Source organism: Photobacterium damselae, assembly GCF_003026815.1.
Taxonomy (GTDB): domain Bacteria; phylum Pseudomonadota; class Gammaproteobacteria; order Enterobacterales; family Vibrionaceae; genus Photobacterium; species Photobacterium damselae.
Window position 1 is genome coordinate 160,450 of sequence record NZ_PYOG01000003.1, and the last position, 13,981, is coordinate 174,430.

Here is a 13,981-nt window from a genome sequence, read left to right on the forward strand (position 1 = left end):
GCACAAAAATCATATAAAAAATGAAAAGCATTCATTTTACACATATTGATATTATCCCTATAGTGAAAACAATTAAGAGTGGTTGTGACTACAACATTCAATTTTTTGATTTATCAATAAATTAGGGATCTATCGATGACAATTCCAACAACAGATATGTTAGATGCGTGGACTGGTTTTTCTGCTGGCGAATGGCAAAAAAGCGTTAATACCCGAGACTTTATTCAAACCAACTACACACCATATGAAGGCGATGAATCTTTCTTAGCAGATGTCAGTGACTCAACTACTGCTCTATGGAACCAAGTTTTAGAAGGTATAAAAGAAGAAAGTCGTACTCATGCTCCAATTGATTTCGATACCGATCTTCCATCAACCATTATTTCTCACGATGCCGGTTACATTAACAAAGATCTGGAAAAAATTGTTGGCTTACAAACCGATAAACCATTAAAACGTTCTATTATTGCCAACGGTGGTATCCGTATGGTGAAAAACTCTTGCGAGGTATACGGTCGTCAACTTGATCCTAGTGTAGAGAAAATCTTTACCGAATATCGCAAAACACATAATAAAGCGTGTTTTGACCTTTATACCAAAGAAATTCTTGCTTGCCGTAAATCAGGTATTATTACGGGCTTACCAGATGCATATGGTCGAGGCCGAATTATTGGTGATTACCGCCGTTTAGCTTTATATGGTATTGATTATTTAAAAGCAGATAAAAAAGAACAATTTGATTCAACACAAGCTTTCTTAGAACAAGGCCAAGATCTTGAGAAAACACTGCGTCTACGTGAAGAGTTAGCAGACCAATTCCAAGCACTAGAAGATATCCGTCAAATGGGTCTTAAGTACGGTATTGATATGTCGCTACCAGCACGCACTGCCCAAGAAGCTATCCAATTTACTTACTTTGGTTATCTTGCTGCAGTTAAGTCACAAAATGGTGCGGCGATGTCTTTAGGTCGTACATCGACATTCCTTGATGTCTATATTCAGCGCGATCTGGAAAATGGATTGATCAATGAGCAACAAGCTCAAGAGATGATTGACCACTTTATTATGAAACTTCGAATGGTTCGTTTCCTTCGTACCCCTGAATACGATTCATTGTTCTCAGGTGATCCGATTTGGGCAACAGAAGCAATGGCGGGGATGGGTGTTGATGGTCGTACCCTAGTAACCAAGACAACATTCCGCTATCTGCATACATTGCACACAATGGGTCCTGCGCCAGAGCCAAACATGACAATTCTATGGTCAGAACAATTACCATTGTCGTTCAAGAAATATGCAGCAAAAGTGTCAATTGATACCTCTTCAGTTCAATATGAAAATGACGACTTAATGCGTCCTGATTTCAATAATGATGATTATGCAATTGCGTGTTGTGTAAGCCCTCAAATTGTGGGGAAACATATGCAGTTCTTTGGAGCTCGAGCTAATTTAGCAAAAGCTTTACTGTATACAATCAATGGTGGTATTGATGAGAAATCTAAAGCTCAAGTCGGCCCAAAAACAGATAAAGTCGTTGATGATATCTTAGATTTTGATACCTTAATGCCTCGCTTTGATAGCATGTTGGATTGGCTTGCAACTCAGTATGTAACTGCATTAAATATTATTCACTACTCACACGATCGTTATAGCTACGAAGCATCATTAATGGCACTTATGGATAAAGATGTTTATCGTACGATGGCATGTGGTATTGCAGGTTTATCTGTTGTTGCCGATTCATTAGCAGCGATAAAATACGCGACAGTAAAACCGATTCGTGATGAAGATGGTGTTGCTATTGATTTTGAAATCAGCGGTGATTATCCAAAATTCGGTAACAACGATGCTCGTGTTGATGATATAGCCTGTGATCTGGTAGAACGCTTTATGAAGAAAATTCAAAAAATGCATACCTACCGAGAAGCGACACCAACTCAATCAATTTTAACCATCACATCAAATGTAGTATATGGTAAAAAAACGGGTAATACCCCAGATGGTCGTCGTGCAGGTATGCCATTTGGCCCAGGAGCTAACCCTATGCATGGTCGTGATGAAAAAGGTGCCGTAGCATCGCTAACTTCAGTATCTAAACTGCCTTTTGCTTATGCAAAAGACGGTATCTCTTACACTTTCTCTATTGTACCAAACGCATTAGGTAAAGATGAAGAGACGCAAAAGCAGAATCTAGCAGCGCTGATGGACGGCTATTTCCACCACGAAGCACACGGAAATCATGAAACGATCGAAGGTGGCCAGCACTTAAACGTTAATGTGTTAAATCGAGATATGTTACTTGATGCGGTCGAACATCCTGAGAAGTACCCTCAATTAACAATTCGAGTTTCTGGTTATGCAGTTCGTTTCAATTCATTGACTCGAGAGCAACAGCAAGATGTAATCAGCCGAACATTTACTGATAAATTGTAATTACTCACTATTAATTATACCTATAAGTAATATATAAAAATCAGTTGGTTAGTTAATTTAAATTCGTACTAATAGTAATAAGAAACTGTTGGTACGAATTTTTTTCATTATAAAATTTTGAAATTTCCCTTTACTTCACAGATTTTTATTTATATTTTAGCTCTGTTGTTTCGTTTTTATTTGGAAGTCGTTAGTCATGATGTCAGCAAAGTTTGCACATTTTACCGCCAAGGTACCGACTAGCCATCGAGGTTCGATGGTGACGACTACGTTACAGATGTTGACTCGAACAACACGAATTATTACCGCTATTATTCTAGTGATTATTCGCTAGGCTGGCGGTGACACACTTCCGTCAGCCGAGCTGACGGGAGATTGCATCTCATTATTTGCCTTTCTTTCTCAGCTCCTGCCGGAACAAATACTTAAGCAATCCCAATACGTATAACACTCTACTTAAAAGTGTTGGTAATGCGATAAAAAACAGCAGGAAGTACACAGTGAAAACACAAGACTTACTCGCCATTGGCTTAATGACCTTTGCCCTCTTTCTAGGGGCTGGTAACTTAATTTTCCCGCCATCACTCGGATTGGATGCAGGTACCTCTCTTTTCACCGCAATGAGTGCATTTTTGGTCACTGCGGTTGGTCTTCCTGCTTTTACTATTATTGTTCTAGGTCGAATTAGTTGTACTCAATATTTGACAAATGCATTACCAAAATGGCTCGCAACCACTTTCTGGGTTCTTCTGTTCACGGCGATAGGCCCTGCATTTGGTATGCCACGAGCAGTAACCGTTGCTTATGAAATGGGAATCAAACCATTTATGACTCAGGATCATCTAATGGTTTTCTCTATCATTTTCTCTGCCTTAACTCTCCTACTCGCATTTAAGCCAGGTAAGCTTGTTGACTACATTGGTAAATTTATGACTCCAGCACTGATCCTAATGCTGCTTGCACTTGGTTTATCTGCATTTATTTCACCACTTGGCGTTCCTGGTCACCCTGTAGGTGATTATCAACATAAGGCTGTTACTAGTGGTTTAATCCAAGGTTATATGACAATGGATGCGATTGCTGCTGTAGGTTTTGGTTGGGTTATTATCCAAGCCATTCGAGCAAAAGGAATCACAGAGCCAAAAATGATCTCTAGTGTGACGTTTAAAGTAGCGTTGATCTATGCAGTTCTAATGGGCGGTTGCTATATTGCAATGGGTTATGTAGGTGCAACAGCCTCAGCTATCGCCGAACATGGCGTGAATGGTAGTGTTATTTTAACTCGCTATGTTGCGGGAGAGTTTGGCCCTTATGGTCAATACTTACTGGCCGCTATCATCATCATGGCTTGTTTAACAACAACTGTTGGCCTAACTAATGCGTGCGCTGAATACTACAAAGAAACTTTTAATGCCTCTTTCGGCTTAACTGCAACCTGTGTTGTTGTTCTAACCGGAATTATTGCTAACTTTGGCCTAGAACAAATTCTAAAAGTCAGTCTGCCAGCTATTTTAGTACTTTGCCCGGTCGCTATTGCCCTTGTTCTCGCATCATTTACTGCATCTACCGTCAGTGTGTCGGCTTATACTCATACTGCAATGTTATTTACTGCAGCAGTATTTGGCAGCGTCGATGCTATCAGTATTTTGGGTAAAATGCCTAAAGAACTTAATGATCTATTCCAACATGCTTTGCCGCTATATAACGCACACGCAAGTTGGTTATTACCGTGCCTAGTTATTTTGGTTTTAACATCAGCTTTAGGGACTTCAAAGTTAGGTGGTGAACGCATTGGTCGTATTGATTATCGCCTTAAAACACAAGCCTCTAACTCACTAAACTAAATAAAAACAGATCACAAAACACAACATCGAATTAAGCACACCATGGTATTTATTCCTATAGTTTAAGGAAAAATAACATGGTGTACTTTTTTATGTCTGTATTTCAACGTGTTGCTAAGGCTTTCGAACCTTTTATGCTGGTGATGGGTATCGTGGGACCGCTTGCAACCCTGCCTCAACTTTATAAGCTGTTCTTTTCTCATAGTGAACACGCTGTTGGTTTATCGCTTATTACTTGGGTACTCTATGCCCTACTGGCACTACTTTGGGCTATCTATGGATTTGTCCATAAGAACCCACCTATCTGGGTCGGTAACAGCTTAGGTTTTCTGATGGATGCTGCTATGGTGTTTGGGATCTTTATTCATACTGGTGGTACATTCTAAGAGCAATAAAAAACCGCAGCTTAACGATAAGCTGCGGCCTGTTTTATCTAAATGATTTAATACTAACTAACAGTAGTCATTAATAGTACTGGAACATCTTCTGAACATCTTTGTAGTCTTTGGTTTGAGTCAAAGACAACATTAGCAGAATACGAGCTTTCTGCGGGTTCAATGTACCTGATGCAACAAAGCCATATTTTGCATCATCAATTTCAGCATCTAATGTCGTTGAGCCTGTTGGAGTACGAGAACTACGTACGACCATGATGCCATCTTTGCTGGCTTTCTCTAGCTGATCAAATACTGTGTGATAAAGGTTACCATTACCTACACCCGCACTCACAATACCATCAAATTTCGCGTCAATAAGCGCTTTAACTGGTAGGTCAGAAGCATTAGCATAGTTGTACACAATGCCAACTTTTGGTAGCGAAGTCAGTTTTGAAACATCAAAAACAGTTTCTGTTGTATGTTTGCGCTCAGGGCTACGCTGATATTTTGCATCGCTGTTGTGAACATAGCCCAAAGGACCAAAGTTTGGTGACTGGAAAGTATTTACAGAAGTGGTATTTGTTTTTGTTACATCGCGTGCATCAAAAATAGTGTCATTCATTGTCACTAATACACCACGACCTTTTGAATCTTCATCCGTAGCCGCAACCACAGCATTGTAAAGGTTAACGGGACCATCAGCACTCATTGCAGTTGATGGACGCATCGCACCAACCAACACAACAGGTTTTTTACTCTTTACTGTTAAATCAAGAAAATAGGCTGTTTCTTCCATGGTATCCGTACCATGAGTGATCACAATGCCATCAACATCATCTTGAGCTAATAATTCATTTACACGTTTAGCTAATTTAAGCCAAACTTCATCGTTCATGTCTTGTGAACCGATACTGACTACTTGTTCGCCTGAAATATCGGCAATTTTTGTCATATCAGGAACAGCAGCAATAAGCGCATCAACACCAACTTTACCCGCAGTATAATTAGATTTAGTCGCAGATTGACCAGCGCCTGCAATTGTACCGCCAGTGGCTAGAATTTTAATATTTGGCAGATCGGTTGCAGCAAAAGAGAAAGAACTGAAACACAGGCCAGCAGCCAGCATACCTAGGCGAATAGGATTTTTTTTCATTGGGAATCACCAGTAATGTGAATGAAATATGAAAATATGTTTTGGGAATCGAATAAATCCTAAAACGATAGGCTGGATATTTTTGAGGTCAAGGTCACTAATTTATAAATAAAAAATGTGATCTATCAAACAGTAAGTGAGATCTAGAGCGAGCAATTAACGGTGTTCACATATTAATTTAGCAAAATAAACTTTGTGATAATTGTATTAACATTTTTTCAAATTCTATTCATCTAAATTTTTTATGCATTGTGGTTATATTCAATAAATTGCTCTAATTGGGTCTATTTCAAAATATCGACATTTGGCAGAACTGTTCGCTGTTGGCTCAATATATTGGCGTAATGATTCTATTGAATCGACTTCCCAAATACAGCGACAATGCCCACTAATAGGATCAAGCATTTGAGCATGTAATTGAATCCCAGAAGGTAAGTCGCAAGACAAGTTATCCGCATAGCTTTCAAGTGAGGTGTGCTCTGCCATTTGTAGCTCTGTTGCAATAAACATAACGATCTCCTTCAACGTCATTGGTTAAGTATATACCCAGTTTTTAAAGTTGTTTTAACAAGCCAAAAACCATAATTAAAAGCGTATTTTCATCATGTTTATTTATACAGTGTTCAATCACTGTGTAGTGTTTATACAGTAATGAAAGCTATGTGTAAAAATCCAGCGAGAGATTGGCTGAATCAATGATTTATAAGGGATTTGATCACAAATTAATGTATCCTATTGCAACATATTCTAATTCCTATATTTGTTGCTTAAAAAAGTAGCAAATAGAGCACGGCTCATATATCTAGATTTAATCATTATGCTTTATAACGAAAAACAACCAATGCGATACCCTAAAGGGATGTTTGCAATGTGGACGGTATACAGTTTTACTGGCGCCTCTATTCTTGCCTCAATCGTATTCTCACTATTACTTTTCTTATCCATCGATAATGACCCATTAATGAAGGTTCTATTTGGTGGACTGGCTGTTATCTTCGAACTAGGAAAATTTTTCGCTTGGTATGAAGTTGGCGAACGTCGTGCTCGTAAAAATTATGGTGGTGCACTGTCGGCCCTATTGTTTTATGCCGTCTTAGCCGCAATTTCTATTGGTGGTTCCATTGGCGGTATTAACAGTGCAACTAACCAAGCACAAAGTCATGTCAATGTACAAAAAAGCAAAATCAATGCATATAACATGCAGATTGCTGCAATTGAAAAGCAAATTGAACTTAATAACCAAGCGGCTGAAAAATACATTCAAATGGAACGTATTGCCTCTGGTGTAAGTCGAATCCAACGTGCTAACGAAAAATTACGAGAAGATCAGCAAAAGCTTGCAATAGAGCGAGACAGCCTGCCTGTTGTAAGTCAGGGTTCGGTACTTGGTCTAATTGACAGCTTAGCAAACTCTTTAAATATATCACCGCAGAAAGCTCAGCTTGGTTTAGTCGTCTTTTTATCCGTATTATTAGACTTCTTCGCGGCATTTTTTGTTGGTTTAATTGGTGAGGAAAATCGCTTCCGTCAACAATATCGTCAACTTAACGCCCTTTCTCTTGCTGGTATTAACGGCCAAGTAAAAGAGATCAAGCTACTTGAGCATTTCAACCCATCAGAAGTTGGTACCTCTGAGATATCAGATGAAGAAATTGAAGTGACAATCGTTCCTGAGCCTGAACCCGAAGAGCCTAAAACGCCTTATGAACAGACAATTGATGCGTTAAGTACAAATAAAGTTAATTGTACTAAGCGAGCTGTTAGTAACTTCTTAAAACTGCCAACAGATGAAGTGGACGCTATTTTCAAACAATTACTTGAAGAAGGCATTGTGACGAAAAAGCCCAACAACCACTACCAATGGATTGGGGTTAAAGACGCCGCGTAATCCAATTATACCGCGAATGATATATAAAGCCTGAACATCTGTTTCAGGCTTTTTATTTGATAAAATCATCTCTAAAAAACAGCCTTCATCACAGTTTTACATTCCCTTACATAAACCCTAAATAAATTGCGGAAATTAAGTGTCTAACTCATTACAATGCCGCCACTTATTTGATTGTTTCTGTTATCCAATGACTCTTATATCTTTTTTTAAACGCCATGGCCTAGTTCGCGCATCTCAAATGTTAGCGGCAGGTGTTGTGGCGACATTAACCGGCTGTGCTCAAACACTACCTCAAAATGATAAAGCGACCAGTTACTCATACGTAGATAATCATGATACTGCGTTATATCAGTATGCAAAGCCTTACACTCAAGCTCATCCTGGTAAAACTGGTTTTTATCCGTTAGCCGATGGCCGTAGTGCGTTTCTAGCTCGCCTTGCGACTATTGAAGGTGCTCAAAAAAGTTTAGATGTTCAGTACTACATCTATCGTGATGATGAAACCAGTAAATTAATGACATGGTATTTGCATCAAGCGGCAGAACGCGGTGTACGTGTTCGTCTTCTGCTTGATGATATGCAGTCTCGTGATGATGATGCTCTTGCAAGTCTTTCAGCACATCCAAACGTTGAAGTTCGCCTATTCAATCCATTTGCAAATCGCAGTATTAAACAAGTTGGTTTCTTACATGATTTTGGTCGTCTTAACCGTCGTATGCACAATAAAGCCATTATTGCTGATGGTACATTTGCAATTACGGGAGGACGTAACATTGGTGATGAATACTTCTCTGCAAATAACAGTGTAGAGTTTGGTGACTTTGATCTGTTACTTGTTGGTAAAGTAGTACCAGAAGTTGCTAAACAATTTGATACCTATTGGAATAGTACGCCAGCCATTCCAATTGAAAGTTTAGTGGATGATATTCATCTACCAACCCAAGATCAGATAAACCAATGGCGTACAGCTCAGATGAAATATCTCCAAGAGTCTGAGTATGCTCAATCACTAAAATCGCATCCAATGGTACAAAAACTAATGGCAAATAGCTTACCATTCTATTGGGCCGATGCGACCTTAAACTACGATTCGCCGTATAAAGTATTGGATAAAACCAATGACTTATTAATGCACGACCTTGCTTTGGCTATCAAAGAAGCAAAAACAGACTTTGTTCTTGTTTCACCTTATTTTGTGCCAACCAAACAAGGTGCAGAACTTCTTGCTAATAGTGCAAAGAAAGGCCTTAACGTCACTGTTGTTACAAACTCGTTAGCATCTAATGATGTCTTTGCTGTACATGGCTGGTACGCCAAATATCGTGACATTATGCTAAAAGGTGGGGTAAAACTTTACGAAACTAAGGTTGATCCAAAACATAAAGCGAAACGTTCACTAGTCGGCAGTTCTCGCACTAGTTTGCACGCTAAATCATTTGTTATCGATAACCGTAAAGTGTTTGTTGGATCATTTAATTTTGACCCTCGTTCAGCGTACCTAAATACAGAAATGGGTATTTTTGTTGATTCCCCTGAATTTGCTGAAGTCGTCAATAAAGATTTAAACAAGTTACTGACTAAAACAGCATATCGCCTTACTTTAGATGATGATGATGATGGTGATATTGTTTGGCATGATGATGAAACAGGAGAAACTTTCACGTCAGAGCCAGATAGCAGTGTATGGTTAAAAATGGGGGCATGGTTTGCAGGTGCCCTACCAATTGAAAGCCAACTCTAATCAATCATTGTTGATGTAAGAAAACAAAAAGCGGAGCCGTTATAAGCTCCGCTTTTTATTTGAACATAAGCTCTCTTATAATAAACGAGCAATCTCTGCCTCTATCGATTCAGGTGTCTTTGTCGGAGCAAATCGCTTGATCGGCTTTCCATCTCGATTTATTAAGAACTTTGTAAAATTCCACTTTATATTACGACCAAAGGTTCCTGGCAGTTGAGATATTAAATAGTTAAATAGTGGGTGAGCTTGTGCGCCTTTCACATCAATTTTATGAAAAACAGGAAAAGTGACACCGTAATTCTTCTGACAAAAGGCACCAATAGCTATGGCATCTCCCGGCTCTTGTCCGCCAAATTGATTACAAGGAAAAGCCAAGATGGTTAAACCTTGCTGATGATATTTATCATATAACGCTTGGAGTCCTTGATATTGGTGGGTAAATCCGCATTCACTTGCTGTATTTACAATGAGTAAAACATCCCCTGCATATTGAGACAACTCAACTTGCTCACCTGATAATAAAGGGGCCGAAAAATCATATATTGTTGTCATCTGATATCCTTATGTTTGTACAAGATCTACCGACTGCTACCATCTTCACCTTACTTTAGTATACTGTTCAGTAATTATATTAGCTGGTTTATTTACCATGACTTTAGAGCAACACTTTCTCGCCATATACCAAGATAATTGGTCTTTTTCAGCAAAAGAACAAGAATTTATTCAAAGTTTTATCGAAAATCAGCAATTACGCTTTCAAGATATATGTCAGAAAAAAGATAAAGATAGCTTTCAGTTATTACTGGGATTAATGACCCATCTTTGGCAACAAGAACAAGATAACTTGGAACACCATAGAGATGCTCACAACGCTATGGATGAAATGTTAACACATACAATAGGGAAGTTACATAAGCAGAAGTTTACCAATCAAGATAGGCTCCATTTTGAGCTACTTAGCCAGCTGTATCTGGCCGTTCAAGGCGCAACGGGGATTGATATCAGCTATGCAAATGAACAAGCTGAAATCGCAGCAGAGACACTCAATTCTGAGCATCTACATCAGAGCCGAAGTTCATTACTAAAACATTATTATATTGGCCGAGAATACTATCAGAGCCAAAAACCGTCTTGGTGGCGATGCTTACTTAAGCGTTTAACTCATTAATATATTTAATTAAGTATGAGGGAGGGAGTAATGACCCCTCTAATCCCCCTTTTAGGTAAAAATTAGAGAGGTCATAACTTAATAATTAAAATCGTTGAAATCGGCCTTTTACCATCATTGCGCCAACTAAGGACATGACTAAACCTGTTAATAAGACAATAAAATTCTTATGACGAGCTGCGGCTAAACTCTGCTCCATACTCTTGCTAATTAATTGACTATCACTAAATTGTACAAAGTGAGACATATCTGCAAACACCTGCTCTTGCCCCACCATGCCACTTAAAGAAATACAGCCCCAAATTAATGAAAGCATCCCAATTGCAATAGAAGCAAAGCCCCAACTTTTTTTCACATCCATTTAAAACAGCCTACAGCTAAAGAGTACAATACGTGCTTAATATAACGCTTTTTTCTCATTTGAAAATAAGCGATATTCTAAAAACGTTGACCTATTTCACTTAATTAACATATGAATCATATAAAACACCGAACAATTCCTCAAAAATCAATATTGCTTATTTCTTAGCCAAAAGAATAGTCCTGCAATTATCATGATAAAAGCGGAGGTAAACAATAGACTCAGTGATAAATGATTAACATATGCGGTAATATTTAATCCTAAACCTAACATTAAATAATAAAATAAACCAAATATTGCTCCTGCACTGCCAATGCTGGTTTTGTAGTTATTTAGCGCAACACTTAATATGTTCGGTATTGCCAAGCCAAAACTGCAAACTATCACTAAAACCGCAGCAAGTAACCACAAAGAGTTGCTTAGCTGATAAGCGCAAAGGCCACCAAAAAAACTTATAACGCCGGCAATCGCTATGACAAAATAAGAGGTGTAGCCCATTGATAACAGACGGCGATTCAGTATACCGCCACCGAAGGTTCCAAGAGCTAACACAATTCCAGAGTAACCAAATTGCTGTGATGAATAGCCTAAACTCTCAAAGAAAAAAGCGCCTTGCTGATAATAAACAAAAATAAGTAAATTAAACCCTGCTACCAAGCATGCGCTTAGCCAGATTTTAGTATCCATTACCATTTTCTTAGCAACAGAAAAAAAAGAGTCGGTTACATTTAATTCATTTTGAGTTTCATTAAGTCTTGAATAACAAATTATAAATATGAACAAAGCTAATACAGCAAGCATAATAAATACGATGCGATAGCCACCTAATATATTTAATCCTGTGCCAGCTAATAAACCAATTATAGGGCTGATTGAGATGGCTAATCCCATAATATTGAAAGTCTGAGCGAGATCTTTACCACTATAGCCATCCCGCAGGATAGTTTGTGATATAACAGACCCAACAGCTAGCCCAAAGGCACTCATCGCTCGTGCCGCAAGTAAAATAGAAAAACTGTTTGTCAGTGCAGCAACAATACATGCCAAGGCATAACACAGTAAACCTAAAAGCATACTGCTCCTTCTCCCGAGAATATCGGCCATGCGTCCCCAAAATACCACTCCAACAGCAAAGGCAATAAAATAAATCGACAATGTTTGCCCTGCATCCACCACGCTTACATAAAACGCTTGCGAAATACTCGGTAATATTGGGCTGTATATGGTCTCTGCTATCTGAGGTAACATCATTAAGCAGACCAATAACCAAATCGGGGGTAATTTCTTCATCCTAACCTCTCGTCGCAACACCGATTGTTCAACTTAGACGGCTAGTATATAAAGCGCTATAATGTTCATATAACGACATTAAGACTAAAAACATCAAAAAGAAGACAAATGGCGCTGATTGATCATCAAACCACATTCGATTTGAACTTAATTGATAATCAAATCGTTGGTATTGCTGCACAAGTAGGAAGACACGATTCAGGATTGCATAAACACAACAAAGACCAATTGTTATATGCTCCTTTTGGTTGCATGAATATCACCTTAGACAGCCAGAAATTGCTCTTACCCCCAACAAGGGCTGCGTGGATTCCTGCTAATACGATTCACTGTGCAAAAATGACGAATGTTGTTGAGTATCGTTCAATTTATTTTGATACAGCACTCACTCAGGATTTAAAACTGTCCTTAAAAACGGTTGAAGTAAACCCACTGCTTCAGGCCCTGATTGAACGAATGGCATTTTGGTCATGGGAGAAGCCTTTTGTTGAGATGACCAATACTTATAGATTGTTTTTGGATGAATTGGTCGAAGCAAAAGAGCAAACTTTAGCGCTTCCACTCCCTCAAGATCGTCGATTACAACTCTGGCTCGAAAAACTTAATCAACACGATCAACCTATTGATAACCTTGCTCAATTGAGCTTAAAAATAGGTGCCAGTAGCAAAACAATCTCTCGGATATTCAGCAATGAAACAGGAATGAGTTTTCAGGAATGGCGGCAACAATGGCGTTTAATTCAAGCTATAGAAAAGCTAACCGCAGGATATCAGGTGAATGATGTGGCCTATCAACTTGGCTTTTCTAGTGATAGTGCCTTTATTGCCTTTTTTAAACAGCAAACAGGCACTACGCCGTTAAAATACTTAAGTTAAAACCATAGTTGAGGCTTGATTTGAAAAATAAGATCAATAACGGGAATGGCTTCGTTTAAAGTCTTCAATCTGCTGTTTTGCCTTTGCGTATTCCAATTGGAGATGATCAATATTGGATTGATTATCTTGAAATTGTTCAAGCTGTTGCAAAATATTTTGGCGCTTTCTCGGTGTCAACTCATCATAAATCAGCTTGTTTTTAAGACGTTTAATCTCACTTTGCTGATAGTTATTATCAAATTCAGCTTGATCTAACTGATCCTTTATCTCACTAGCTTGTTGACGTAGTTGGTTCAGTTTTCGGCCTTGTTGGTAACCTTTTAAGAATTGATTCTCTAAATTCTTTGGGCAGATCCCACGATAGTTATATCCATTACTTGCCACATAATAACCATTAGATTCAGTACAAAATGCCACAACGCCTTGTTCATAGCCGGATTTATATTGATTAAAGTTCACAGCAACATTGTATTCAGCACAAGCAGAACTACGATTAGATAGACTGTTTGCCATATCACTGCCATTCATACCATCGGTATAACCTAAACTATACCAATTAGCAGTACGACACTCATTTTCATTCATCGCAGAACATCCTGATAAAATAATCACAGTGGAAAGCGAAAACATCAATAACTTAGCGCGTAAAAACACATTTAATACTCATGAAACATAAATTCTTTGAGCATTATCCATATATCACCAATCAACCTCAAGATAACTGGCCCACTACCAATATTTCAAACTATCCATATTTATATACCCAAGTGACTTCAAGATGCAGGATTCAGAGCGTTGTCACTGATTAAAAAGCACATAGAGCAGACAAAGATAGCGACTCAAAAGG

The 13,981-nt window shown here is 38.5% G+C and carries 14 protein-coding genes; 8 read left to right on the forward strand and 6 right to left on the reverse strand.

Annotated elements, in window-relative coordinates; all coding sequences use genetic code 11:
• Positions 1-135 precede the first annotated feature (135 nt).
• The 4 genes from pflB (at position 136) to CTN07_RS05145 (ending at position 4,663) form a co-directional block, all read left to right on the forward strand.
• Complete coding sequence (gene pflB / locus CTN07_RS05135) at positions 136-2,433, forward strand: formate C-acetyltransferase (RefSeq protein ID WP_005304438.1); 2,298 nt, start codon at positions 136-138, stop codon at positions 2,431-2,433.
• A gap of 196 nt (positions 2,434-2,629) precedes the next feature.
• Entirely contained in the window at positions 2,630-2,767 is a 138-nt protein-coding gene (locus CTN07_RS22745; protein WP_153274600.1) for a hypothetical protein, read from the forward strand.
• A 166-nt stretch (positions 2,768-2,933) separates the two neighbouring features.
• Positions 2,934-4,277, forward strand: coding sequence for a branched-chain amino acid transport system II carrier protein (gene brnQ / locus CTN07_RS05140; RefSeq protein WP_005304436.1), 1,344 nt, complete (start codon positions 2,934-2,936; stop codon positions 4,275-4,277).
• A gap of 92 nt (positions 4,278-4,369) precedes the next feature.
• Positions 4,370-4,663 carry a SemiSWEET transporter gene (locus tag CTN07_RS05145; RefSeq protein ID WP_036765951.1) on the forward strand — a complete coding sequence of 98 codons (294 nt, stop codon included), beginning with the start codon at positions 4,370-4,372 and terminating at the stop codon, positions 4,661-4,663.
• Between the two features lie 79 nt (positions 4,664-4,742).
• Here the strand turns inward: CTN07_RS05145 and ansB are convergent, their stop codons facing one another.
• Together ansB and CTN07_RS05155 are read right to left on the reverse strand one after the other, a co-directional pair.
• Positions 4,743-5,807: an L-asparaginase 2 gene (gene ansB, locus CTN07_RS05150; protein WP_005304433.1), complete on the reverse strand. Its 1,065-nt coding sequence runs from the start codon at positions 5,805-5,807 to the stop codon at positions 4,743-4,745.
• A gap of 261 nt (positions 5,808-6,068) precedes the next feature.
• Positions 6,069-6,317 (reverse strand): hypothetical protein, encoded by a 249-nt coding sequence (locus tag CTN07_RS05155; protein WP_036765481.1) that lies wholly within the window; start codon positions 6,315-6,317, stop codon positions 6,069-6,071.
• A 307-nt stretch (positions 6,318-6,624) separates the two neighbouring features.
• On the opposite strand from CTN07_RS05155, the gene CTN07_RS05160 reads away from it, so the two are divergent.
• Positions 6,625-7,695, forward strand: a complete 1,071-nt coding sequence (locus tag CTN07_RS05160; protein WP_370469540.1) for a Preprotein translocase subunit SecY — start codon at positions 6,625-6,627, stop codon at positions 7,693-7,695.
• A 190-nt stretch (positions 7,696-7,885) separates the two neighbouring features.
• Positions 7,886-9,439, forward strand: a complete 1,554-nt coding sequence (locus CTN07_RS05165) for a phospholipase D family protein (protein WP_036765480.1) — start codon at positions 7,886-7,888, stop codon at positions 9,437-9,439.
• A 75-nt stretch (positions 9,440-9,514) separates the two neighbouring features.
• Here CTN07_RS05165 and CTN07_RS05170 read toward each other — a convergent pair whose 3' ends face one another.
• On the reverse strand, positions 9,515-9,991 hold the full coding sequence (locus CTN07_RS05170) for a glutathione peroxidase (protein ID WP_036765477.1): 477 nt from the start codon (positions 9,989-9,991) through the stop codon (positions 9,515-9,517).
• Between the two features lie 97 nt (positions 9,992-10,088).
• Between CTN07_RS05170 and CTN07_RS05175 the strand changes: the two genes are divergently transcribed.
• A complete protein-coding gene (locus CTN07_RS05175; protein WP_005304425.1) occupies positions 10,089-10,607 on the forward strand; it encodes a hypothetical protein in 519 nt (172 codons plus the stop codon).
• Between the two features lie 85 nt (positions 10,608-10,692).
• On the opposite strand, the gene CTN07_RS05180 is transcribed toward CTN07_RS05175, so the two are convergent.
• Together CTN07_RS05180 and CTN07_RS05185 are read right to left on the reverse strand one after the other, a co-directional pair.
• Positions 10,693-10,968, reverse strand: a complete 276-nt coding sequence (locus CTN07_RS05180; protein ID WP_036765474.1) for a hypothetical protein — start codon at positions 10,966-10,968, stop codon at positions 10,693-10,695.
• A gap of 147 nt (positions 10,969-11,115) precedes the next feature.
• On the reverse strand, positions 11,116-12,258 hold the full coding sequence (locus tag CTN07_RS05185) for an MFS transporter (RefSeq protein WP_005304423.1): 1,143 nt from the start codon (positions 12,256-12,258) through the stop codon (positions 11,116-11,118).
• Positions 12,259-12,366: 108 nt separating this feature from the next.
• On the opposite strand from CTN07_RS05185, the gene CTN07_RS05190 reads away from it, so the two are divergent.
• Positions 12,367-13,134, forward strand: a complete 768-nt coding sequence (locus CTN07_RS05190) for an AraC family transcriptional regulator (RefSeq protein ID WP_005304420.1) — start codon at positions 12,367-12,369, stop codon at positions 13,132-13,134.
• Between the two features lie 33 nt (positions 13,135-13,167).
• Here CTN07_RS05190 and CTN07_RS05195 read toward each other — a convergent pair whose 3' ends face one another.
• Entirely contained in the window at positions 13,168-13,719 is a 552-nt protein-coding gene (locus CTN07_RS05195; protein ID WP_005304417.1) for a DUF2799 domain-containing protein, read from the reverse strand.
• Positions 13,720-13,981 lie beyond the last annotated feature (262 nt).